The following is a 23,259-nucleotide window of genomic DNA, read 5'->3' on the forward strand; positions in this document are numbered from 1 at the left end:
CGGTGGACCACGTCGCTGGCCCGAAGCGTCACGAGGGGTGTACGGCGCCTGCCGCAGACGTCGATACGTCCGAGCGACTCACGACAGACGGTGAAGTTTGATGGCTGATGCACCGCCCGGTTCCTGGTCCGCCGACGCGGTCGGTGGTGGGGGCACGCCGGCCCGGACAGTCACCCTGACGGACCTGTTCCGCGTCCCGGCGCACCGGATCCGGCTGGTGGGGGCGGTCGCCGCCGTTGGCCTCCTCGCCGCCCTCGGGTATGTCCTCGTCATGCCCAGCGCGGTCACTGCGAGCGCCGTGGTGGCCGTACGCCCGGTCGTCACCGACGCGTTCACCCCGAGCGGCGCCGCAGCGGACCGGGCGGTGAACATGAACGTGGAGAGCGGCATCGCCACCGGTACCGAGGTTGTGCAGCGGCTCGCTTCCGAGGGCGGGGACCAGCGGGAGGTGCGGGACGCCCTTGAGGTGGAGGTGCCGACCGGCGGGCAGATCCTCCGCTTCTCGTACACCGGTCGCTCCGCCGACGACGCCGTACGCAACGTCAACCTTGCCGCGCAGACCTACCTCGACGTACGACGGACGATGTACGAGAAGCAGCGGGCCGAGATGCTGAAGCGGTACGACGAGAGCATCGTGGAGGTGGACAAGCAGCGGCAGATTCTGCAGCGGCGAATCGTGAGTGCGCGGGATGGTTCGCTGGACGCCGCCATCGCCGAACTGGGCGGAAGCAACAATCAGCTCACCCAGTTGCGGTCGGCGCGGACCGAAATTGCGGCGGTCGATGTCAATCCGGGGTGGATCACGCAGAGCGCGGAAAATGTTCTGGTCTCCTCCGGCCGGCACATCATGCTCTACGTGCTGGCCGGGCTTCTCGGCGGCGCACTGCTGGGGGTGGTGCTGGCGTTCGCCTGGGAGTCGGCGGACCGCCGGGTCCGATCGGTCCACGACGGACGTGACGTCACCGGCCTGCCGCTGCTCGGCACCGTACGCGGCCGGCTGTCCGGCGGCGGGGTGCCCAGCGGCGGGCTGTTCGGCGGCGGGGTGCCCAGCGGCGGGGTGCCCGGCGGCGGGGTGTTCGGCGGCCGGCTGTCCGGCGGCGGGCTGTTCGGCGGCCGGCGGAAGGTGGTGGACGCCGACATCCGGTACGTGGCGATGGCGATCGCCGAGCGGGTTCGCGAGCCGGCCCGGGTGGCGTTGCTGACCACGCGTGAGGACCCGAGCGCCATCACCGCCTCCCTGGCGGTCGCGCTCGCCGCGACCGGCCGGGACGTCTATGTGGCCGACGACAGCGGTCGCCTGGAGAGGCTGCGTGCCGCGGTGCTGGCGGACCGGGAACACCTGCCCGCAGCGGCCAACCCGGCCCGTCCGATCGTCCCGAAACCCCGGGGTGCCGATTCGGTCAGCGACACGGGGGTCATTGGCCAGGTCCCCACCCGCCGTCCGTCTCCCTACCCGTTCGGCAGCCATCCGTCGAAGGACCCGGACGCCACCCTGACCCTGCCACGAACGAGTCTGAACACGACCGCGAGCGGCATGGGTACGGTCGGGAACAACGCGGACGAGGTGCCCGTGGGCGCCGGCGGAGTGCGTTTCGGCACGTGGCGTCAGCGCGTCACCACCGGGGTCGTGCTCTTCAACGCGCCACCCTCCGAGGCCGACGAGCGTGGCGTCGCGGTGGCCCGCCAGGGCTCCGCAGTCATCGTTGTCGAACAGGACAGGACCCGCCAGAGCGACCTGCGCCGGCTCGCGGAGCGTCTTCGTGCGGCTGGCGTCACCCCGTTGGGTTTCGTGCTCACCGGCAGCGGACGGGGCTGACGGTGGCCGTCACCCTCGCCCTGGCGGCCAGCGAGCCCGAGGGGGAGGGTCCGTCGGTCAGCGTGGCGCCGCTGCCACCGCGGCTGCCCCGTTGGCCGCTGCTGATCATGTTTGGGCTGGTTCCGCTGTGGTGGTTGGCTGGCGCGTTCTACCTGATCTGGCCTCTGTCCGGGGCGGTGCTGCTGGCGTTGCTGGTCGTCCGAGGGCGGGTGCCGCTGCTTCCGGCCACCGGCGTCTGGCTGCTGTTTCTGGCCCTGGTGCTCCTCAGCGCCACCCAACTGCCCTCGCCGGTCTCGCTGCTCCCCTTCGGTCTGCGGCTGGGCTTCTACGTCACCGCTCTCGTGGTGGGCGTGTACGTGTACGTGTATGCCCGGGAGCGAGCTGACCCGGCGGCGGCGCTCGTGCCGATCTGCGCGTTCTGGTGTGGTCTGGTCCTGTTGGGTTGGCTCGGTGTGCTGGCGCCGCGATTCGCGTTGACCACCCCGATGGAAATGCTGCTGCCCGCTGGCGTGGCCAGCCACCCGTACGTGCAGGATCTGGTCCACATCAACGCGGCCGAGTACAGCGAACTGTCGCTCGACCCGATCTACCGTCCGACGGCGCCGTTCCCGTACACCAACAACTACGGCAGCGCGTACGCGATGACGCTGCCCTGCGTCGTGGCGTACACCATGTTGCGTCGCCGCGGTCTCCTCCGGTGGGCACTGCTCGTGTCGTTGCCGTTGTCGCTGGCGCCGGCCTTCCTCACCCTGAACCGGGTCATGTTCGTGAGCCTCGGGGTGGGCCTGGGCGTGCTCGGCGTGCGGGCCGCGCTGCGGGGAAACGTCCGGGTGGGTGCCTCCGTCGTCGGGGTCCTGGTCATCGGCGGGCTCACCGCCCTGTTGATTCCGGTCGCCGAGTTGATCAGCAATCGGGTCGAGTCGAGCGACACGAACTCCGACCGGCTCTCCCTCTACGTCGAGGTCATCCGCCGTATCGGGGATTCACCGTTGCTCGGTTACGGCGCGCCCATCACCGTGGACACGGTCACGGCGGAGGTGCCCGTCGGCACCCAGGGGCAGCTCTGGATGGTGCTGTTCAGCCACGGCATACCGGCGTTGCTCTGCTTCCTTGCCTGGTTCGTGATCGTCGCGGTGAAGAGCGCGCGGGCCCGCTCGGCACCCGGGCAGTGGCTGGCGGTGGTCCCGGTGATCTGCCTGGTGCAGATCCCGTTCTACGGCATGGCCGACCCCAGCATCACGATCGCGTTCTTCGGAGTCGCCGTCGCGATGGCGCTCGCCGAGCGGGAGGTGAGCACCCGGCGCGTTGACCGGGCGCGCCCCACCCGCTTCCGTTGGGCCGTAGCGGGATGACAGCCGGCACCCCCTCGGCGGTCGACGCGGGCCACGACGAGCCCTCGACCGACGCCACGACCGAGACCCGGCGCAGCGCCCGTACGAGTCTCGTGGGTCTGGCCGGAGCCGCCACCAACGGTCTTTTCGGCTTTCTGCTGGTGGTCGTCATCACCCGCGGCTACGGCACGGTCGGCGCGGGCGCGTTCTTCACCGCTGTCGGCATCGTCACGGTCACCGCCGCCATGTGCACCCTGGGCGCGGAGACCGGCCTCATCTGGGCACTGCCACGCCGGCGTCTCGGAGGGCGAGGCGATGCGGCCAGGGTGCTTCCGGTGGCGCTCCTACCGCCGCTTGTGGCGGCGGTCGTCGTCGGCCTCATCGGGGTCTTCGCGGCGGACGCGCTCGGGCCCCGCCTGCTGAGCGGGGGTGCTGGCGGTACGCCCCTGATCGCGGCCAGCTTCGCGGCGGTTCCGCTGGTGGTGGCGATGACGCTCCTGCTCGCCGTGGTGCGCTGCGTCCGTCCGATCCTGGCGTACGTCGGCGTGCAGTCCGTCCTGGTGCCGGTCGCCCGACCGGCGTTGGTCGGTGTCGCGGCAGTTGCCGGCGGGGGCGTGTTGGTGGGGCTGACCGGTTGGTTGGTCCCGGCGGCGTTCGCCGTCCTCATCTGCCTGGCGCTGGCGGCGGGTCCGCTCGGCATCGGCCGGGGTGCGGCGCTGCGCCCCGAGCGGGCCGACTGGTCGGCGTTCTGGAGTTTCGCGCTGCCCCGCGCCGCGTCCGCCGCGATCGACGCCAGCGCCGTCTGGGTGGGTGTCCTGCTCACCTCGGTGCTTGCCGGGCAGGCCGACGCTGGCGTGTTCGGCGCGGTCGGCCGCTACATCCTCGCCGGACAGTTGGCCATGCAGGGGCTGCGGGTCGCGGTGTCGCCGCAGCTGTCCCGGCTGCTGGGGCGCGGCGAGCGGGCTGCCGCCGCGGCGGTGCACCGGCAACTGACCACCTGGGCGCTGGTGCTGTCGTGGCCGGTCTACCTGCTGCTTGCGGTGTTCGGGCTGGCCTTCCTTGAGCTTTTCGGGCCCGAGTTCACCGCTGGCGCCACCGCCATGACCGTGCTCGCCCTGGCCATGCTGGTCAACACCGGGGTGGGAAACGTGCAGAGTCTGCTGCTCATGGGCGGTCGCAGCGGCCTGCACCTGACCGCGACGGTGACCGGGCTGCTGGTCACCGTCTCCCTCGGGCTGTGGCTGATCCCCGGGTACGGCGTGACCGGCGCGGCCGTCGCCTGGGCGGCCGGCATCGCCACCGAGAACCTGACCGCGTTCGGCTGCGCGCGCGCGGTGCTGGGCCAGCCTCTGGTCAATGCGGCGCTGCTGCGCGCGGCGACTGGGGTCGTCGTCGGGGTGGGAATCGCGGCCCTGGCCGGCGTGCTCGCGGGCGGCCGGGGGATCGCTGGCCTGGTGGTGGCGTTGAGTGTGCTGGCTGCCGGCTGCGTCGGCATGGTGAGGGTGCCCCGCGTGCGACGGTTCATCCGGGTGAGCATGAGGCAACTCCGTGGCGACGCGGGGGCGGCATCGGGTGTCGCCGGTGCCACCGTGATGTCACTGAAGGGCAGGTGAGCAACGGTGTCGTCCATCCGCGACCGGGTGAGGCAGATCGTGCCGAGCCAGCTGACCAACCGGGTGAAGGACACCCTGGTCGGCTACGGCATGCGCACCAGCGATCGGCGGCCGTTGCCGGACTTCCTGATCATCGGCACCAAACGGGGTGGCACCACCTCACTGTGGAACTACCTGATCCAGCACCCGCTGGTGCCACGCCTCTTCCCTGCCTGGAACACCAAGGCATCGCACTACTTCGAGGAGAACTGGCACCGGGGCGAGGCCTGGTACCGCTCGCACTTCCCGACGTCGCGGCAGCGGGCGACGCTGCAGAGCCGGCACGGCGGCCCCGTACGGGTTGGTGAGGCCGCACCGCTCTACATGTTCCACCCCCTCGCCGCGCAGCGGGTCGCCGCGCTGATGCCCACGGTGAGGCTGATCGTGCTGCTGCGTGACCCGGTGGAGCGGGCGTACTCGCACTGGAAGGAGCGGCGGACGCACGGCATCGAGCCGCTCGACTTCGCCGACGCGCTGGCCGCCGAGGAGGAGCGGACGGCGGGGGAACGGGAGCGACTGATCGCCGAGCCGGAGTCCTTCAGCGCGCCCTACGATTGGTATACGTACCGGGCCCGGGGGCGCTACCTGGAGCACCTGGAGCCGTGGCTGGACCGGTTCGACCGTGGGCAGATCCTGTTCATTCCCAGCGAGGACCTCTACCGCGACGCACGCGGCACCTACCGCAGGACGTTGGACTTCCTCGGGTTGCCCGCGCACGACCTGCCGACCTTCAAGGTCTACAACGATCGCCGCTCGGCGCCGCTGGAGCCGACAGTGCGAGCGGAGTTGACCGCATACTTCCGACCCCACAACGAGGCCCTACGGCGGCGGCTGGGGTTGGACCTCGACTGGCCGGACCGGGCACCATGACGGCGAGAGCCACAGTCGTGAGCGATCCTCGTTCGCGAAGCGACGGACTGGGCTGGGTGACCCGGGCGGTGTTCGGCGACGAGCGCATCGCCCTCACCGTGAGCGGCCCACCGCCGCCCGGGCACCGCGCCGTCGCCCGGTACGCGGTCGTCCCCTCGCTGGCTCGGGCACGGTTCCTGCTGCCGCTCGGCGCGCCGCGTGCCACGGCCGCCTCGCTGCTGGCGTACAACGCGCTGCGCCCGCGGACCGTGCGGGCGGTGCGGGCCGTGCTGGGCGTGCTGGCTCGGGTCGGCGCGATCGACCTGGCACCGTTCCCCCGGCTTACCGTGTCGCTACCCGTGGCGGTCGCGGTCGACGAGGTGCTACTGACCGGGCGGCTGGCCGCCGCGCTCGGCGGGCCGACGGTGTACGCGGCCTGCGGGGTTCGCCCGCCGGACCCGAACCACAAGCCGACCCTGCAACTGTTTGCCCCAGACGGTCGCGCTCTCGGCTACGCGAAGGTCGGCTGGAACGCTGCCACCCGGGCACTGGTGACCGCCGAGGCGGCGGCCCTGCGCGAACTGGCTACGGCGGCCCGAGCACCCGATCATCCGGCGGCACCCCGGTTGCTCGCCGAGACGACGGCTTGCGGGCAGGTGGTCGCGCTTGTCGAGCCGCTGCCGCCGGCCGTACGGGGGGTGGCGGCCGGTGCACCACCGCGAGTAGCCGCGTTGTTGGCGGTAGCCCGTCGGGGTAGCCCTCCGGCACCACCGCGGCAGTTGGCCGGGTCGCCGTTCCTGGCCCGGCTCACCGTCGAGGCGGAGCGTTCCGCTGCCGCCACACCGGCGGGTGCCAGGGCGGTCACCGCCGTGGCGGCGTTGGCGCGTCGGCACGGCGGCACGGCCGTCGAGTTCGGGCACTGGCACGGCGACTGGGTGCCCTGGAACCTGGGGGTGCACGCTGGCCGCCTCGTGGCCTGGGACTGGGAGCACAGCGGGCCGAGCGTTCCACTGGGCTTCGATCTGGCACACGACGCGTTCCAGCGGGCCCTGGTGCTCCGGGACGAGCCAGCGGCAGCGGCGGCTCTGGCCGTCGACGCCCACCTCGACCGGTACGGGGCCGAGCTGGGGCTTGGGCCGGCGGCCCGAGGGTTGGTGGCTGACGCCTACCTTCTGGAGATGTGGCTGCGCGGCTGGCGGCTCGCCGACGCCGGCGCGGGCTGGAACGCCGCACTGCACCCCGCCCTGCTGGACGTCGTCGCGAAAAGATATGTCGACTGATCCGTCGAGATCAGCAATGCCCCGCTCCATCATCAACTTTCGACGGTGCGCAACAAATCCATGCCATGGCGATCGTGAATGTGAGTGATCGGGTTCAGGTGCCCTGTTCGCCCACCTGGAGATCCACATGTCGCTGATTGCTCTATTCACCGACTGGGGACGTGTGATCTGCTGTTGCATGGCTGCCACCGAAAATCCAAGCGAACCTGTGGGGAGTCGCGTGGACACGACAATCAAGGATGCCAACGATCCCGGAGTCTTGCTCCTGGTGAGCTCCAGTGGCGGTCATCTGGCCCAACTGCTCGCTCTGCGTCCGTGGTACGAACGCTGGCGACGATGTTGGATCACCTTCGACACACCTGAGGTGGTCTCGCTGCTCGACGGCGAGGAAGTGGTCCCGGCGTACCATCCAACCACCCGCAACGTGCCGAACCTGATGCGAAACACCGTCCTCGCCTGGCGGGTGCTGCGGTCGCGCCGCGTCGCCGCGGTGGTCACCACCGGAGCCGGAGTGGCCTTTCCGTTCGTGCTGCTGGCCTGGCTCTGGCGCGTCCCCACCGTCTACATCGAGGTGTACGACCGCATCGACACCGCGACCGTGACCGCCCGACTCTGCCGGCCGTTTCTCTCCGCGATGCTCGTGCAGTGGGATGAGCAGCGGCGGCAGTACCCGGAGGCCACCGTCGTGGGGACCCTGTTGTGAGCGGCGAGAGCATCGGTAACGTCCCCGCGCACCGGGTCGCCTCGGGTCGGGCCCGATCGGCGCCCATCACCGGGCTGCCCCGACCGCGCGGCGCCGGTGACCTCGCCCGGGCCCGGGTGCTGGTCGCCGTCGGCACCGACACACACCCGTTCGACCGCCTGGTCCGTTGGCTGGAGGATTGGCACTGCGGCGTGGACGAGGACGTCGGTTTGACGGTTCAGCACGGACACACCCGGGCTCCTGCGGTCCCCGGGGCGGTGACCTTCCTCGGCCACGGCGAGCTCCAGACCGCGATGGCCGAGGTGGACCTGGTGGTCTGCCACGCCGGGCCGGCCACCATTCTGGAGGCCCGCAGGCACGGGCATCTGCCGATCGTCGTCCCCCGTGACCCTGCCCGAGGCGAGCACGTCGACGACCACCAGCAGCTTTTTGCCCGTCGCTTGGGAGCGGCCGGCATGGTGACGCTGGCCGAGACCCGGGAGGCGTTGATCGAGGCGCTCAACGCCGGGCTCGCCGACCCGCTCCGGTTCGCCGTCGCGGCCGATCCGAACGCGTCCGAGGCACGCCGGGCGGCGGTGGAGCAGGTCGGGCGAATCGTGGAGGAACTGGTGGTCGCGTCGGCCGGACAACGGCAGCGCGCGAGGTGGTGGCCGTGGGCACGGCCGGACCGGAACGGCGAGCGGCGGTGACCGGGCACCCGAGCGTGAGCACGGTGGTGCCCACCCGGGACCGTCCGGAACTGCTCCGGGTCGCGGTGCGCGCCATCCTCGACCAGGACTACCCCGGCCCCGTCGAGGTGGTGGTGGTCCACGATCAGTCGGAACCGGATCAATCGCTGAGGGAACTGTCTCGCCTGGACCGCCAGGTCCGAGTGATCCCCAACGAGCGGACCCCCGGCCTGGCGGGTGCGCGCAACTCTGGCGCCCTCGCCGCCGTCGGGGAGTTCGTCGCGTTCTGTGACGACGACGACGAGTGGCTGCCGGGCAAGTTGCGGGCCCAGATCGAGGCCCTCACCGCTGCCCCTGACGCGGCGTTCATCAGCTGCGGCATCCGTGTCAGCTACGACGGCAGGACCGTCGACCGGGTGCTGGCCAGGGACTCGGTTACCCTCACCGACCTGCTCCGGGACAGGATGACCGAGCTGCACCCGTCCACGTTCCTGATCCGTGCCGCCGCGCTGCGCGCCGGGTTCGGGCTGGTCGACGAGGAGATTCCCGGCAGCTACGCGGAGGACTACGATTTCCTGCTCCGCGCGGCGCGCAGTGCGCCGCTGATCAACCTGCGCACGCCGTACGTGCTGGTGCGCTGGCACCAACGGTCCTACTTCGCGCAGCGCTGGGACACCATCTCCGAGGCGTTGCAGTGGCTTCTGGAGCGCTACCCCGAGTTCGGCACGCAGCCAGTCGGCGCGGCGCGGGTCTCGGGGCAGATCGCGTTCGCCCGCGCCGCTTCCGGCGACCGGCGAGGGGCGGTGCGTTGGGCCCGGTACGCCCTCCGGCGCAACCCGCGCGAGCCGCGCGCGTACCTGGCGCTCGCGGTGGCCGGGAGGGTGATCCGCGCCGAAATGGTGCTGCGCACACTCCACAGGCGTGGCCGGGGCATCTGACCGAGCAAACTCGTCCGCTATCGACGCCATCAGCAGATCGAAGGGCAAGCTTCCATGAGGCTCCATGCGCTCCGGTTCCGTCTCGTCGACTCACCGACCTCACTTGGCGCGAAACGGCGGGCGCTGCGCGCGGCCTGGTTGTCGGACACCTTCCCGAACCTGGCGGACATGACCGTCCTCGACCTGGGTGGCCGGGTGCAAAGCTGGGCGCAAGTCCCCGTCCGGCCGGCACACGTGCACGTGGTCAACTTGGAGCCGCTGCCCGCGGATCTGCCGGGCTGGGCCGAGGCTGACCACGCCGATGCCTGCGAGCTGCCCAAGCGCATCCTGAGCCGCAGGTATGACCTCGTCTTCAGCAACAGCGTCCTGGAACACGTGGGTGGCCACGAGCGTCGTCGTCGGATGGCGGAGGCGGTCCGTGAGTTGGGGCGCGCGTACTGGGTGCAGACGCCGTACCGCTACTTCCCGGTCGAGCCACACTGGGTGGCACCGGGAATGCAGTTCCTGCCGGTAGCGGCGCGGGTGGTGCTGGCGCGTAGGTGGCCGCTCGCGTATTCCCCCGGCAAGTCCTACGAGGCGGCAATGAGGCAGGTGCTGACGACCGAGTTGATCGGTCGCGCCGAACTCCGGTATCTGTTCCCTGACGCGAGCATCCGCAACGAGCGATTGTTGGGCATGACCAAATCGATCATCGCCATCCGGCGCCTCTGACTGAGCGTGTTGCCGGGTGCCCGGCAGGCGTTGGGTCGGCCGGCTGCGTCAGCCCGGCCTGCCGCCGGGCCGGTCAACCGGCGGAGGCGGCGCTCGGCCGTGGTGCCACATCGCTGGGGTCCTGCGGCGGTCGGGGCTCGTCGATCGACGGCCAGCCGGCCGACCAGACGTGGCGCTGCCGCCAGATCGAGACCCAGTCGACGCCACGGGACCGGTCCGCGGCGAGCAGCGTCTTGCCGACGGCTCGCAGCCCGACACCAACGGCCAGTAGGCCGATGCCGAGCCGGGCCCGTGGCGGTGACCAGTGCCGGCGGACGTAGGTCACCTTGCCGCGGAGGATCTTCACCCGCTGCCCCTCCGAACTCGACGAGGCGCCACCGACATGGATCACGGCGGCGTCAGGGTTGAGGATCGGCCGAGCTCCGAGGGTGGCGGCCCGAGCCGCCAGATCGATGTCGTCGCTGTACAGGAAGAACTGCGGGTCGAAGCCGCCAAGCTGACAGAACAGGTCGCGCTCGATGAGCATGAGGCAGCCGGAGACCGCAGGCACTTCGCGTACTGACTGCCGGTCGTAGCGAGGTAGGCCCTCCGGGTTGGCCCAGTGGTAGCGCGAGAAGACGGTCGACAGGCCGGTGGCGAAGGTGAAGTGGCTCCACAGGCTCGGCAGGCCCCAGCAGGAATACCCGTCGTCCGTGCCGTCGGCGTGCAACGTCCGTCCGGTGTAGATCCGATGCCCCGGCTGCCGCCGAGCGAACGTGAGGAGGTCGGCGACCGGGTTTCCGACCGGAACGGTGTCCGGGTTGAGCAGCAGGAGATATTCTCCGTCACTTGCGACCGCGCCCCGGTTGACGCCACGGCCCCAGCCCACGTTCTCGGGCAGTCGGATCAGCCGCACCTCGGGGAAGCGCTCGGCGACCGCGTCGGCGGAGCTGTCGATTGATGCGTTGTCCACGACGGTGATGTCGAACCGGACGTCCGGGGTGCGGCTGTCGGTGAGTTCCCGCAGACAGCGCAGGGTCAGATCCCGGGTGTTGTACGAGACGATGACGACGGAGACGTCGGGTCGACTCAAAGCGGTCCTCCGGACTGGATCGGCCGCGGGTGTCCCGACCCGTCGGTGGGGATTGGGTCTGCCGGCGCCGCGGCGCCGGTCCCGGTCTCCGGTGTTGTCCGGCCAGTCGGCAGTGCCGCTGTCGGATCAGAGTCTGTCGGCGCATCCCGCCCAGCCGCGACCCGGTCCGCGAGGGCTTCGGGCCGGAGGTGAAGCCGCTGCCGGGCGCTCACTGCCAGCAGTTCCAGTGCGAACGGAAGGTCGTGTACGAGGTACCGGCGCATCAGCCGCGCCGGCTCGCTGGCCAAGCGATGCGCCCACTCGAGCCCATACGTCTGCATCCACCCTGGCGCCCGTCGGTGAACGCCGGCCACGAAGCCGATGGCCGCGCCACAACCCAGGAACCAGGAATTGGGCAACAGAGGGCGGAGCCGGGCGATCACCCGCTCCTGCTTGGGAAAGCCGAGCCCGACGAACACCAGGTCCGGTTGAGCTGCGGCCACGGTGGCGCAGACCTCCTCGAGCTGGTCGGGCCGGGTGTCGAAGCCCATCGGCGGGCTGAGGTGCCCGGCGATCCGCAGCCGCGGGATCCGGGTCCGCATGACCTGCTCCGCGCGGCCCGGGGTGCTCGGCGCCCCGCCCATCAGGTAGACGGAGCGGTCCTGCTCGGCCAGCGCCGCCGAGAGGCTCCAGATCAGGTCCGAGCCGGGAACCCGGGCCGGCAGTGGTTGTCCGGCGATTTGGCTGGCCCAGATCAGCGGCTTGCCGTCGGCCACGACGAGGCTCGCTGATTCGACGTGCGCCCGCGATTCCCGATCTCGCCGAGTAAGGCGAAGAATGTCCACATTGGGGGTTACGATCTGTCCGCCCCGACCTGCGGCAAGCTCGGTGACGACATGCCGAATAACGTCTTTCTCGTGTAGCGGGTCGAAGTCGACTCCGTAGACGTTGACCCGGCTTCCGACACGAGAACCGTGCACATGGGAGGGCATAGAAAAGTAATCTACCGACGCTGTGCGCGGGGGCAAGGCATCGAACGGGCAGCATCTGTGGGCTTCCGCGTGAGACAACCCTCGGCCATTCGACCGGTTGTTTACTCGCCCCCTAGCTGGCAGCATCGATGCGTGCGAATCAGTGTCATCATGCCTGCGTTCAATGAAGCGGCCGGGATCGGTGGTGTCCTGCGGCACCTGCTGGAATCTCCGCAATTCGGCGCGGATATGGAGGTCGTCGTCGCCGCGAATGGATGCACCGACGACACTGCCGCTATCGCTCGTTCTCTTGGCGTACACGTCTTGGAAATATCGACGCCTTCCAAAGCTGCCGCAATGAACGCCGCTGACCAGGCGACAAGCGGCGACGTTCGAATTTACGTGGACGCGGATATGCCCGTCACGGCCGAATTGTTACGCCAGCTTGCCGACACCGTCAGTCGGCCCGGAATCGTCGCGGCGGTTCCCCGGCCACTGGTCGACACTTCGGGAAGCGCGTGGCCCGTCCGCGCCTACTACGCAATGAACGCCCGGCTGCCGGTTTTCCGCAACCGCCTCTTCGGGCGCGGGATCATTGCGCTTTCCGCCGAGGCGAGGTCCCGCTTCGATCGGATTCCCGACATCACGGCCGACGACATGTTCCTCGACGCGATAGTCGGCGCGGACGAGAAGGCGGAGATCGAGGCGGTGGTACGGGTACGCGCGCCGCAGCGCACGGGGGATCTCATCCGCCGGGTGGCCCGTGCACGGGAGGGCAACGCGCAGTTCTGGCGCTTCGTCCGGTCCGCGCCACCGGCATACGGCCTTCCGGTCGACCCGGTGCCCGGTCCGAGTTCCTGGTCCTGGCTTCGGGACGTGCTGCTCCGGTCCCCTCGGCTGCTGCCGGCGGCGGCCTGCTACGTCGCGATCATCCTGCTGGCCGAGGCGAAGCGGCGCTCTCCTGGGTGGAGCGTGCGCTCCGGTTGGGGACGGCGGGAGTTTCCCCAGCTCAGGCGGTAGGCGTCGGCGGTTGATGTCGTTTTTGCCGGTACGAGCATCGGAAGGGCATTCCGGGCGATTGGTGTGCCTATTCTCAAGTAACCATTAAGTCTCGCGGAGGGCCGTACCCGATCGGCTCCTGCTCCTCGTTAGCCCGGGCAACGGCGACTGGCCGGAACAGCGGTAGCTGTCCGCGTCAGACAATCGCACTGGGGAGGCGTGTCCATCTCGAACAAACGGGGTGGCGGCGATAAGAGATCCAACCCGAAAGGTGCCAAGTCTCGTGGAAAGCCAGCATCCCTCCGTTCCTCCGGCCCCCCGCTCGCATGCCGGGGCCGCCTCGCAGCCACCTGGGTTGCGCCCGCGTCGCGGGCGCTTGATCTTCACCGTCGGTGCGGCCCTGGCCATCGTGGCCTCTGCAACGGTCATCGCCGCCGGGGCCACGACCACCCGAGCCGCGACCAACTCCTTCTTCACCGGGGCGGACGTCTCCGGCGTGCCGACCGATCCCGATACCCAGCCGGTCGAGCTTGGTCTGCGCTTCACGTCGAGCAGCAACGGGACGCTGTCCGCCGTCCGGTTTCTCAAGGCGAACGGTTCCACAAGCTCGCATCCGGTCAACGTCTGGTCCGCGAGCGGCCAGAAGCTCGCCGCCGCGACCTCGACCAACGAGTCGTCCTCGGGCTGGCAGGAGGTGACGCTCCCGACGCCGGTTCGGATCGAGGCCGGCCAGGTGTACGTCGTCTCGTACCACACCTCCCGGTACCGGGCGACGCAGAACTTCTTCAATCGGACGGTGACATCCGGCCCACTGAGCACCTCGGGCGTCGCGGGTGTCTTCGCGTACGGCACCGGCGGCTTCCCCACGTCGACCTACGAGGCCAGCAACTACTGGGTCGACGTCGTCTTCGCTCCTGCCGCGGGTGGCACGTCCACCCCAACCGTCTCCGCCAGTCCGAGCACTTCGCCGACCCGTACCCCGTCGACGTCCCCGTCGCCGACGCGGACCCCGACGCCCAGCCCGACACCGACGGCGGCCAACCCGCTGGCCCTGCCCCGCATTGCCTGGGAGGGCGGCCCCGCCTACTACGGGGCGTACCCGGTCGCCCAGGGAGCGGGCTGGACCAACCCGGCCTTCTTCCCGATCGGGGTGTGGCAGGAGAGCGTGATCGAGACGAGGGACACGGCCCTGGACAAGAGCGCGGGCATCAACACGTACGTGGCGCCGACCGACAACAGCAACCTGCGGCTCATCCAGAGCGCCGGGATGAGCGTGATCGGGGGCAACAGTCAGCAGGTCGGGCCATCGACAGTCGCCTGGTCACTGTCCGACGAGGTTGACATGTGGGGCGGCCCGGGCAGCTCCGCCTGGACCGGCAACTATCCCGGCCAGGGAGCGGTCTGCCAGCCTGCCAACGGCCGCTGTGGATACACGATCCAGGAGACGATGCTTAGGCGGCTCCCGGCCGACGGGCGAATGCGGTATTCCAACTATGGCAAGGGCGTCATGTTCTGGGAGACCGACGCCGAGGCGGGTCGCTTCGTCAACAGCTACACCAACGTGGTGTCCAACGACATCTACTGGTACACCGACCCCGGCGTCTGCGAGTCCCCGTCCGAGGGGCCCGGCATTGGCGTCCGGCCGGAAAACTGCCGACGCGCCGCGAACTATGGCCGGACCTTGGACCGGATGCGTCACCTCGACGGTGCCGACGGCAAGCGCCAGCCGATCTTCGCCTTCGTAGAGGTGGGGCACCCGTTCACCGAGAGCGACGCACCGACCATCACGGGCGACCAGATCGCCGGCGCGGTGATGAACTCGCTGATCCACGAGGCACGGGGCATCCAGTACTTCAACCACAACTTCGGCGGATCCTGCCTCTCGCAGCACGTGCTGCGCGATCGGTGTGGCGCTGCGGTCCGACCGGTGGTGACCGAACTGAACCGGCGGGTGACGTCCCTGGCACCCGTGCTGAACACCCAGTCGTACGAGTGGCGGTTCAACCAGAGCCTCGACACGATGCTCAAGGCGTACGGAAACTCGTACTACGTCTTCGCGATGCCGGGCCGGACCGGTGGCACCGGCACCCAGACGCTGACTCTTCCGCCCGGAATGAAGGGGGCGCAGGCCGAGGTGCTGTTCGAGAACCGAACGGTGCCGATCAGCGGGGGCGCATTGCAGGACACGTTCGCCCGGGAGTCCGCGTACCACATCTACAAGATCACACCGTGACGCTCTGACGTTGAGCGGCCCGGGGTGTCTGGCCACCGCCACTGGCAAGGTCAGTGGCGGTGGCCGATCTCCTTGAAGAACGCCAGGATGCTGGCGCTCTCCCGTTCGGCCGAATACTCAGCCCGCACGTGCCGCGCCGCCTCTACGCCCCGCGACCAGCACCAGCCGGGCTGCTCGGCTTCCCGGGTCAGGCATTCCTGCAGCGCGCGACTCATCGCCAGCAGGTCGCCGGTGGGGGTCGGCTGGCTGAACGCGGGATCGAAGAACTCCCGGCCGCCGAATCCGTGGAAACCGATGACGTAGTTCCCGGACGCCATCGCCTCGGCCGCCGGCAGCCCGAAACCCTCCTGGTAGCAGGAGCTCAGGAAGATCGTCGAGGCGCGCAGCCTGCGGGCGACCTCCTCCTGCGAGACGCCGTCCACCGCATCGATGGTCCACCCGGCCAGCGCGCCGCGAGCCCGCAGCATGTGCAGGACGTTCTCGGCGTCCGCCCGGCCACGCCGCGGCATGTAGCTGAGCACACGTCCGTTGGGCCGGTCGGGGGGATTGAACAGCGCCGCGTCGACGCTCAACCGGACCCGGTGGATCGGCCTGCGGAACGCGTATTCGAGGAGGTCCTGGCTGTGCTCCGAGACCACCATGACGCCGAGCAGACCGGGGCTGTCGAGATAGTGCCGCGTGACCAGCTCCGCGTCGACGTTCCAGGTGAGGTGCCCACTCTGGTTGAACACGACGTGCCGCACGCTCGCCGGCAGCCGGGGCAGCAGCCGGGCGTCGGTCTCTGGCACCACGAGGAGATCGTCGGGTCCGAGTGGGCTCGACTGCACGTCGGTGACCCGGGTGCGATGAGGAAACCAACTGCACCGGAAGCCGCGACGCTCGTGCAGCACCGCGGCGGCGACCCCGGCCTCGTTGAGCACGTCGACGTGTCGGTAGAGGGTGCGGATGCCGCCCGAGGGCTCGTTGTAGTCACGGGCCAGGTAGTAGATGGTCGGCGCCCCGGAGGACGTCCCTCGTAACCGGATCTTGGGCGGACCATGCTGCCGGTACCGCTGATAGACCCGGTACGCCCGCCGTGCCTGCTCCTCAAGGCCCATCGTCGCCTCGCCGTCAGATGCTCAGGATGCCGAGCTTGCGGGCGAGCCGGAGAGAGCGGTCGAAGACGGTCAGGCCGATCGCGAACATGATCACACTGAACCCGGTCAGGATCGCCAGCGACATCAGCGGGGACAACCCCTCGGCCGGCGGGTCACTCATCAGCAACTGCCGCTCGGCGGCGATGACGTAGGAGTGCGGCACGAGGTAGCTGACCCAGCGGATCCATTCCGGGAGCACGCTGATCGGGAAGAGGGTGCCGCCGAGCACCCCTGCGGCCAGGCTGTAGAGCATGATGACCGGCTCGCCGCGCTTGAACAGAATGATGAAGCTGGCGGCGAGGGTGCCGATGGCGTTGCAGGCGGCTATCCCGACCAGGAACACCAGCAGCGCGAGGGGGATGGACCGCCATTCGATCTGGGCACCCAACAGGCTGCCGAACGCGATCATGAAGGCCGCCATCACGGTGCCGGTGACGCTCCGCCAGATGTTCATCGCGATCGGAATCAGCGCCCACGGCACGGGCTCCACCAGGTAGGTCTCGAGTGTGCCGCGTTCCTGCGCGAACTGGAGCCGGTTGGTCAACGCGGTAAGCGCGTCCTGGAAGCCCGCGGTGACACTCGCGCCGATGAGCATGAAGGCGAACGCGTCGGTGGCATTGAGGAACGAGCCCTGGAAGAAGTAGAGCAGCACGGGGAAGACCACTGCGGCGTACCGCAGGATGGTGGTGGCCGGGAACATCCGCTCTTCCACCAGGTCGATGCGGACGTAGGCCGCACAGGTGTCGAGCGACTTGCGCCAGAGGCCACGACGGCCGATCGGGGCGGTGTAGGCGAGGCTCATGTCGGTCCGCCCTCTGCGGTCTGGTCGTGACGGTAGGCGCGGGCGATCAGGTCCCGCAGCGGCATCGGGATCTCGCGGACGTGCCGGACCTGCCGGGCGCCGGCACCGAGTGCGGCCAGCACGTCACCCGCGCCGTCGCGGACCTTGAGCCAGCACCGGACGGTGGCCCCGTCGACGGTGAGCTCCAGGCCCAGCGACGTCAGATTCGCGGCCGCCTGGTCGGCGGCGTCGGTCGAGGCGAAGACCAGTTCGAGTTGTGGTCGCTCCCACTGCTCCCGCAGGCTGTCGAGGTCGCCGAAGTACTTGACCCGGCCCTTGTCGAGCAGCAGGGCCTGGGAACGCAACGCCTCGATCTCTTCGAGACGGTGCGACGAGATCAGCACCGCGAGTCGCTCCCGCTGGACGAGATCGGTGATCAGGTCGAGCAGCCCGTGCGCGGCGATCGGATCCACCGCACCGGTCGGCTCGTCGAGGATGAGCACCCGGGGGCCGGACAGCAGCGCCCGCGCCAGCCGCAGCCGGGCCTTCATACCGGCCGACAGGCCGGCGACGACCGTGTCGATCCGCGATTCCAGATCCACCGTCGCCAGGACCTCGGGGATCCGGGTCGCCATCAACCGCGGCGACATGCCCTGCAGCCGGCCGTGCATGTGCAGGTTCTCCCGGGCGGTGGCCCGCATGAGCAGGCTCCGGTCGTCCGACGGCATCCAGCCGACGACCTGGCGGATCTGCTCCGAGTCCCGTTCGACATCGAGCCCGAGGAGGGTGCCCTCGCCGCTCGTCGCCGTGGTCAGGCCGACGATTATCCGGAACAGGGTGGTCTTACCGGCGCCGTTCGGGCCGACGATCGCGCAGATCTCGCCGGCGCGAACGGTCAGGTCGATGCCGTCGAGCGCGATGACGTCCGACTTGATGTGCGTGCGGGCCAGCACCCGCATCCACCTCGGTGTCGGCTCGTACACCTTCGTCAGGCCGGACAGGACAAGGACCTCCTCGGCATCGGCGGGTGACCGCGCGCCGACCTGTTGCGCCTGCCCGAGGCCGTCCGCTGGGGTAGGTGGTCCCGATCGCCCAGCCGGCGGGAGATCGGCTACGCCGACGTCAACCGCTCTCTCCGAAATCGCCGACATGCCGTCAACCGCCCCCTCACCCTCGTGCCTCTGCTTGTTGGCCGCGCCGCTCAGACCCGGATGCCTCGCCAACGCCACCAGCCCCACCGCACCCGGCGATCCACTCGGTCTGCCAGCCGCCGCAGCCGGGGCGGGCGCTCGGGCCGTCGTCCGCGGCGTACGTTGCGTTCGTAACGCCGCCAGAGCCGTGATCCCCGGGCCTCGGCGTCGATGCCCTCGGCCAGATCTGCCAACCGCTCGGGCAACTCGTCTCCGCCGTCGTTCAGCTCGTAGGCCCGGCTCGCGAGGGACAGCGCCGTCCGGGCGAGCGCCGCCTTGGCCGCCTCGTGCAGGTGGCGCACCGGCTCCACCCGGTCGCCCTCCTCGCTGAAGAGGATCTCGAAGACGCTGTGCCGCTCGGTGATGTCGCGGATCATGCCGCCGAACTCCTGGACATGCATGTTGGCGCCATGTACGCGGTAGAAGGCCTGGTCGACGCCGTTGACCCGGCCGACGTGGGCGCGGGCGGCAGCCCGTAGCCAGAGCAGGAAATCCGCGGCGTGCGGCACCCGTGCGTCGTATCCCTTGAGGTCGTGCATGACGCTCGCCCGCATCACCACCTCGGGCGTCGACACCGGGTTGGTGGCCCGAGCGCAGTTCTCCCGCAGCCACTCTGCGCCGGTCCAGATCGTCCAGGAGGTTGCCCGGGTCCGTGGCGTGGGAGTGCGGTCGTTGAACGCCGCGGAGAAGCCGTAGACGAAACCGACCTCGGGGTGTGCCTCCAGCAGCGCGGTGGCCCGTGCCAGCGAACCGGGCGTCAGGAGATCGTCCGCGGAGAGCAGGACGAGATAGTCGCCGGTCGCCTTCGCCAAGCCCTCGTTGTACGTGGCCAGATGACCCTGATTGACCACATGTTCGATTACCTGGACCCGTGGATCCACGGCAATCGTGCGGGCCACCTCGACGCTGCCGTCGGGGGATGCATCGTCGACGATGAGGACATCGACGTCCACCCCTTCCTGCGAAAGGATGCTTTGCACACAGGCCGGAAGATAACGGCCGTAGTTGTAACAGGGCACGACGACGGAAACTGTCGGCCGCCGCCGCAACGGGCGCGGCCGTTCCCGGGTCACCATGCGGCGACGCCCACATCGGCCAGGCTCACCAGGACTCCCTCAAATTGCCTGTGGACAGAATCCGCGCAAGCATGGCCGCGCCGTCCCTCAAGGTGCCGTACGTCCGCGCTGACGCACAACCTCCGACTGCTTCGAGATGGTGTCCGGTAGTTGACTGCGTCAGGCGTTCGGTCGGAATATGACGTCCACCCAGAAGTTGTGCGAGACGGCGGAATCGGGGAAGCCGCCGCCGTACCGGAAGCTGGCGCCACCTGCCGGTATGTGCAGTGGTCCCCGATCAGTTCCCTGGCCCGCGAACGCGTTCAGGGTGACTGCGTATTGTCCGACCGAGGTCCAGTAGGAGACGACGTACGTGGTGCCCGCCGTAATGCTCACGGGTTGCGAGAATGTGGCGGTCTGCCACCCGGATCCGGTCTCGTTCGTGAACGACGCCGTCGCGAGTAGGTCGCCGTTCGAACTCCACAACGAGCCGGTGTGGAGCCCGTTGTTGTCCGGCCCCTTGAAGAATCGCACTGCGGTCACCGCACCGCTGACGTCGGCGGTGAACCGCGCGCCGACCTCGATCGAGTTCGAGTCGTTCCAGTTTGAATGCTGCGGTGTGTCCGTGTCGCTGAACAGGCTGACCGGCGTACCCAGCGGGGGAGTCGGGCTGGGGCTGAGCGTCGGTGTCGGTGAGGGCGTCGGGCCTGGATCTTGTGTCGAGTCCGGCACGAAGAGCGTGTCGACCCAGTAGTTGCTGGACTGGTACGAGTTCTGCGGGAACGCATGCCTGCCGTAGTTGTAGACGCCGTTGGCCGTTGTCGGAGGCGCGCTGAGCGGCCCGTTGGTCCAGAGCGTCGAGAAGAAGTTGGACGTCGAGGCGTAGCGGCCGTTGGGCGCGAAGTACGAAGCGACGTACGTCGTACCGGCGGTCACCGGGATCGGGCTGTCGAAGCGCACGCTCTGCCAGCCTGAGCCGGTCTCACCGGAGAACGTGGCCCGGGCCAGCAGTGTGCCGGAGGCCGTCCACAGGCTGCCGGTGTGCGTACCGCTGTTGCCGGGGCCCTGGTAGAAGCGCACCCCGACGATCCGTCCGTCGGTCGACGGGACGAACCTCACGCCCAGTTCCACGGCGCTGGGGTCGCTGTCCGCCGCTGACTGGGGCGTCGCGTTCGGCGCGAACATCGTGTAGATGGCGGCGTACGCGTCGGTGGTGAAGGACCAGACGGTGGGCTCGTCACCCGGGTTGCCCTGGTTGTCGGCCACGGTCACCCTGGCGGTGTAGGTGGTCGCGGTGGCCAGGGAGGTCGACGGGGTGAAGGTCACCGTCTTGGTCGCGTCGTCGTAGCCGACCGTACCGGCGACGGACACGCCCGCCTGGTTCTTGAGGGTGAACTGGATGGACGTCGGGTTCAACGGCTTCGAGAAGATCACGGACGGACGTACCGTGATCGGCACTGTGGTGGCGTTCGCCGGCGGTGTGGTCGCCACCGGGCTCGGCGGGCCGGCCGCGCTGTCGATGAACGTGATGTCCACCCAGTAGTTGACGTCGTTGTAGGTCAACGTCGGGAAGCCACTGCCGTAGGCGAAGACGCCGTTGCCGCGCGACGGGGTGGATCGGGGTGCGATCAGCGGCGCGGAGTTCACGTCCCGGCCGCTGAAGACCAGTGGGTCGGCGGCGTAGCCGCCGTTGGGGGCGGTGTAGGACGCCACGTACTCCGTGCCGTGGGTGATGGGCACGGGGCTGGCGAAGGCCAGCGTCTGCCAGCCGGCGCTGGTCTCCCCGACGAATGTTCCGGTGGCCAGGCGGGTCCCTGTGCGCGTCCAGAGGCTTCCGGTGTGCGTACCCGTGTTGGCCGCGCCCTTGTAGAAGCGGACGCCGGTGACGTAGCCGTCGTCCTGCGAGGTGAACCGCACGCCCAGCTCGACGGGCGAACTGTCGTTGACCGCCGGGTTGTCCGGCACCAGGGATCCGAAGAGGGTGCTGGGCCCGGCCAGTTTCAGGCTGACCGTGGACGGCGTCGCCGGCATGTTGACGCTGTCGTCGATCGCCCGGACCCGGACCACCTGAGTGCCGGCGCCGCTGGAGTGGAAGCTGTACGACCAGGACGTGGTGCCGTCGGCGGCGTGCCAGGTGGCGCCGCCGTCGGTCGACACCTCGACGCCCGCGACCCGGCCGCCGCCGAGGTCGGCGGCGGTGCCCCGCACGGTCACCAGGGAGCCGTTGGTGACCGTCGAACCGTTCGCCGGTGCGGTGATGGTGGTTGTCGGAGCCTGGGTGTCGGTGGACGCCGACGTCGGCTGGAGGCCCGGCATCAGCGTCGCCGGCTGAACCCCCATGTCGGCGAAGAGGTTGACGGTGGCCTGCTGCATTCGGGTGTCGGCCGACGAGGTGATGCCGTCGTGGACCGAGTCCAGACCCCACGCCCACTGGACAGTCCCGGCGCCGAAAACCAGAGCGCCGCTGGCCGCGCGGTACATCGTGAGGTGGTGAGTGGTGGTGCCCGGGGTGACCGTGTTGCCGAAGTCGCGCAGGTATTCAGGTGTCGATCCGGTCGTGCTGGAGAGCCGGATGAGGCCGGCCGGCCGGAATCCGTTGTCCACGTCCTCGTCGGACTCGTAGCCGACCGTGTGCGGGGCGAGCGTCACCGTCTGGCCCGGCGCGGTACTGGCGAGGCCCGTGTACCGCCACAGCCGGAACTTGCCCTGGTATTCGGGCACCTGCAGCGCGAGATCGGTGTTGTTGCTCATGTAGGCGGTGCCGGTCAGTGCGTTCTCCGGCTGCCCCGCGCCGTTGCCGGGCTGTATGAACCGCGGATCTCGCCACGTGCCGGTCCATTCGTTGGTCGGGTCGATGTCGGCGTTGGCCCAGGTCTCCTTGTAGCAGACCAGCGTGCGGTGCGGGGTGTTGGTCCCGTCCACGCTGGGCGCGAGCCGCGTCCGCCAGTAGACCTCGTTGCCGCTGAAGAAGGCCAGGTTCACGCCGGCGTCGCGGGCCGCCTCGACGTTGGTGCGCTCCGGGCCGGACCAGTACTCGTCGTGCCCCACGGACAGGAACACGTCGTGATTGCGGATGAGGCTGCCACGTCGGTCGGTGTCGATGTCGGTCGTGTAGCTCACGTCGTACCCGTTGCGCTCCAGAAAGCGGATCATGGGGTACTCGTTGCTGAACAGGAAGTCACGACCGTTGCTGCTGCCCCGGGTGGAGAACGGCCGGTTGTAGCTGACCTCGAATGCCCGTCCGTTCTGCAGTGCCTCGTAGAAGTCCCCACCGCCGTACGTGTTGTAGGCGTGCCAGGTGGCATCGGAGGTCTTGAAGAAGAGGCCTGAGGTGCTGCTGTCGTCCCGCACCACGAAGGTGATGTGGCTCGCGCTGCCGGTGTCGACGTCGGTGCGCTTCAACCGTGCGATGTACACGCCGGAGACGGCGGTCGAGGGGACCTGCCACGACGCGGATACCCGCCAGTTCCCACAGTCGAACATCTGGGTGTCGTTGTTGGTGATGCATTCTTCCGGCTGGTGCTGCGGCAGTGTCGCGGACGGTGTCACCGGCGTGATCCGCCGGGCGCCGGCGCCGCCGTACCAACCGAGGCGATAGATCTCGATGGTGTACGCGGTCGCCACCGTGTCGATCTTGAAGTCGATTCGCTGGCCACGGTTCACGCTGATGTCGGTGGCGAAACCCTGGATCGTCCAGTCGCCGAAACCGTCGATGTCCCACTCCGAGGCCGGTTGACCCGCCTGAGCGTTCTCGCAGACCACCGGATTCGGATTGCAGACGGCGGCAGCGGCCCGCGTCGGGCCGGCGACCGCTCCGGCGAGGACGACTCCGACGACGGCAAGGAACGCGACACCGGGTCGCATCCGACGGGGCGTACCGCCTGTTGCGGCCCGA

General features: G+C 69.5%; 18 protein-coding genes. 11 read left to right on the top strand and 7 right to left on the bottom strand.

The features are described from left to right. Positions 1-100: 100 nt before the first annotated feature. The 9 genes from ACLQ28_RS27580 (at position 101) to ACLQ28_RS27620 (ending at position 9,948) form a co-directional block, all read left to right on the top strand. The gene (locus ACLQ28_RS27580; RefSeq protein WP_425689167.1) at positions 101-1,816 is read left to right on the top strand and encodes a lipopolysaccharide biosynthesis protein; all 1,716 of its coding nucleotides are present in this window, start codon (positions 101-103) and stop codon (positions 1,814-1,816) included. A gap of 2 nt (positions 1,817-1,818) precedes the next feature. After that, positions 1,819-3,168, top strand: coding sequence for an O-antigen ligase family protein (locus tag ACLQ28_RS27585; RefSeq protein ID WP_425689168.1), 1,350 nt, complete (start codon positions 1,819-1,821; stop codon positions 3,166-3,168). After that, positions 3,165-4,760 (top strand): lipopolysaccharide biosynthesis protein, encoded by a 1,596-nt coding sequence (locus ACLQ28_RS27590; RefSeq protein WP_425689169.1) that lies wholly within the window; start codon positions 3,165-3,167, stop codon positions 4,758-4,760. Before ACLQ28_RS27585 ends, ACLQ28_RS27590 begins: the two co-directional genes overlap by 4 nt. 6 nt (positions 4,761-4,766) lie before the next feature. Next, positions 4,767-5,669 (top strand): sulfotransferase family protein, encoded by a 903-nt coding sequence (locus ACLQ28_RS27595; protein WP_425689170.1) that lies wholly within the window; start codon positions 4,767-4,769, stop codon positions 5,667-5,669. Next, positions 5,666-6,928, top strand: a complete 1,263-nt coding sequence (locus ACLQ28_RS27600; RefSeq protein WP_425689171.1) for a hypothetical protein — start codon at positions 5,666-5,668, stop codon at positions 6,926-6,928. The genes ACLQ28_RS27595 and ACLQ28_RS27600 overlap by 4 nt, the downstream gene beginning before the upstream one ends. Positions 6,929-7,148: 220 nt before the next feature. Beyond that, on the top strand, positions 7,149-7,631 hold the full coding sequence (locus tag ACLQ28_RS27605; protein ID WP_425689172.1) for a UDP-N-acetylglucosamine--LPS N-acetylglucosamine transferase: 483 nt from the start codon (positions 7,149-7,151) through the stop codon (positions 7,629-7,631). A 74-nt stretch (positions 7,632-7,705) separates the two neighbouring features. Next, complete coding sequence (locus ACLQ28_RS27610; protein WP_425689261.1) at positions 7,706-8,320, top strand: glycosyltransferase; 615 nt, start codon at positions 7,706-7,708, stop codon at positions 8,318-8,320. Further along, positions 8,317-9,237, top strand: a complete 921-nt coding sequence (locus ACLQ28_RS27615; protein ID WP_425689262.1) for a glycosyltransferase family 2 protein — start codon at positions 8,317-8,319, stop codon at positions 9,235-9,237. The genes ACLQ28_RS27610 and ACLQ28_RS27615 overlap by 4 nt, the downstream gene beginning before the upstream one ends. Positions 9,238-9,291: 54 nt before the next feature. Beyond that, positions 9,292-9,948 (top strand): class I SAM-dependent methyltransferase, encoded by a 657-nt coding sequence (locus ACLQ28_RS27620; RefSeq protein ID WP_425689173.1) that lies wholly within the window; start codon positions 9,292-9,294, stop codon positions 9,946-9,948. Between the two features lie 73 nt (positions 9,949-10,021). Here the strand turns inward: ACLQ28_RS27620 and ACLQ28_RS27625 are convergent, their stop codons facing one another. Together ACLQ28_RS27625 and ACLQ28_RS27630 are read right to left on the bottom strand one after the other, a co-directional pair. Continuing rightward, on the bottom strand, positions 10,022-11,020 hold the full coding sequence (locus ACLQ28_RS27625) for a glycosyltransferase family 2 protein (protein ID WP_425689174.1): 999 nt from the start codon (positions 11,018-11,020) through the stop codon (positions 10,022-10,024). Next, on the bottom strand, positions 11,017-12,291 hold the full coding sequence (locus ACLQ28_RS27630; protein ID WP_425689175.1) for a WecB/TagA/CpsF family glycosyltransferase: 1,275 nt from the start codon (positions 12,289-12,291) through the stop codon (positions 11,017-11,019). Before ACLQ28_RS27630 ends, ACLQ28_RS27625 begins: the two co-directional genes overlap by 4 nt. Between ACLQ28_RS27630 and ACLQ28_RS27635 the strand changes: the two genes are divergently transcribed. Together ACLQ28_RS27635 and ACLQ28_RS27640 are read left to right on the top strand one after the other, a co-directional pair. After that, positions 12,190-12,990, top strand: coding sequence for a glycosyltransferase (locus ACLQ28_RS27635; protein ID WP_425689263.1), 801 nt, complete (start codon positions 12,190-12,192; stop codon positions 12,988-12,990). The genes ACLQ28_RS27630 and ACLQ28_RS27635 overlap by 102 nt on opposite strands. Before the next feature lie 388 nt (positions 12,991-13,378). Then, positions 13,379-15,202 (top strand): DUF4082 domain-containing protein, encoded by a 1,824-nt coding sequence (locus ACLQ28_RS27640; RefSeq protein WP_425689176.1) that lies wholly within the window; start codon positions 13,379-13,381, stop codon positions 15,200-15,202. A 50-nt stretch (positions 15,203-15,252) separates the two neighbouring features. Here ACLQ28_RS27640 and ACLQ28_RS27645 read toward each other — a convergent pair whose 3' ends face one another. The 5 genes from ACLQ28_RS27645 to ACLQ28_RS27665 all read right to left on the bottom strand — a co-directional run bounded on the left by ACLQ28_RS27645 (position 15,253) and on the right by ACLQ28_RS27665 (position 23,228). After that, a complete protein-coding gene (locus ACLQ28_RS27645; protein WP_425689177.1) occupies positions 15,253-16,299 on the bottom strand; it encodes a glycosyltransferase in 1,047 nt (348 codons plus the stop codon). Between the two features lie 13 nt (positions 16,300-16,312). Beyond that, a complete protein-coding gene (locus ACLQ28_RS27650; RefSeq protein ID WP_425689178.1) occupies positions 16,313-17,140 on the bottom strand; it encodes an ABC transporter permease in 828 nt (275 codons plus the stop codon). Further along, a complete protein-coding gene (locus tag ACLQ28_RS27655) occupies positions 17,137-18,072 on the bottom strand; it encodes an ABC transporter ATP-binding protein (protein ID WP_425689179.1) in 936 nt (311 codons plus the stop codon). The genes ACLQ28_RS27650 and ACLQ28_RS27655 overlap by 4 nt, the downstream gene beginning before the upstream one ends. Before the next feature lie 248 nt (positions 18,073-18,320). Continuing rightward, complete coding sequence (locus ACLQ28_RS27660; RefSeq protein WP_425689180.1) at positions 18,321-19,385, bottom strand: glycosyltransferase; 1,065 nt, start codon at positions 19,383-19,385, stop codon at positions 18,321-18,323. A gap of 159 nt (positions 19,386-19,544) precedes the next feature. Next, entirely contained in the window at positions 19,545-23,228 is a 3,684-nt protein-coding gene (locus ACLQ28_RS27665) for a DUF4082 domain-containing protein (RefSeq protein WP_425689181.1), read from the bottom strand. Positions 23,229-23,259: the final 31 nt, after the last annotated feature.

It is taken from the genome of Micromonospora sp. DT201 (genome assembly GCF_049841575.1).
Lineage (GTDB): Bacteria > Actinomycetota > Actinomycetes > Mycobacteriales > Micromonosporaceae > Micromonospora.

What these genes read in the sequence shown, in the direction of transcription:
- ACLQ28_RS27590 (WP_425689169.1), top strand. Translation starts at nt 3,165, where the DNA reads ATGACAGCCGGCACCCCCTCGGCGGTCGACGCGGGCCACGACGAGCCC.
- ACLQ28_RS27650 (WP_425689178.1), bottom strand. Translation starts at nt 17,140, where the DNA reads ATGAGCCTCGCCTACACCGCCCCGATCGGCCGTCGTGGCCTCTGGCGC.
- ACLQ28_RS27660 (WP_425689180.1), bottom strand. Translation starts at nt 19,385, where the DNA reads ATGGTGACCCGGGAACGGCCGCGCCCGTTGCGGCGGCGGCCGACAGTT.
- ACLQ28_RS27580 (WP_425689167.1), top strand. Translation starts at nt 101, where the DNA reads ATGGCTGATGCACCGCCCGGTTCCTGGTCCGCCGACGCGGTCGGTGGT.
- ACLQ28_RS27620 (WP_425689173.1), top strand. Translation starts at nt 9,292, where the DNA reads ATGAGGCTCCATGCGCTCCGGTTCCGTCTCGTCGACTCACCGACCTCA.
- ACLQ28_RS27645 (WP_425689177.1), bottom strand. Translation starts at nt 16,299, where the DNA reads ATGGGCCTTGAGGAGCAGGCACGGCGGGCGTACCGGGTCTATCAGCGG.
- ACLQ28_RS27600 (WP_425689171.1), top strand. Translation starts at nt 5,666, where the DNA reads ATGACGGCGAGAGCCACAGTCGTGAGCGATCCTCGTTCGCGAAGCGAC.
- ACLQ28_RS27665 (WP_425689181.1), bottom strand. Translation starts at nt 23,228, where the DNA reads ATGCGACCCGGTGTCGCGTTCCTTGCCGTCGTCGGAGTCGTCCTCGCC.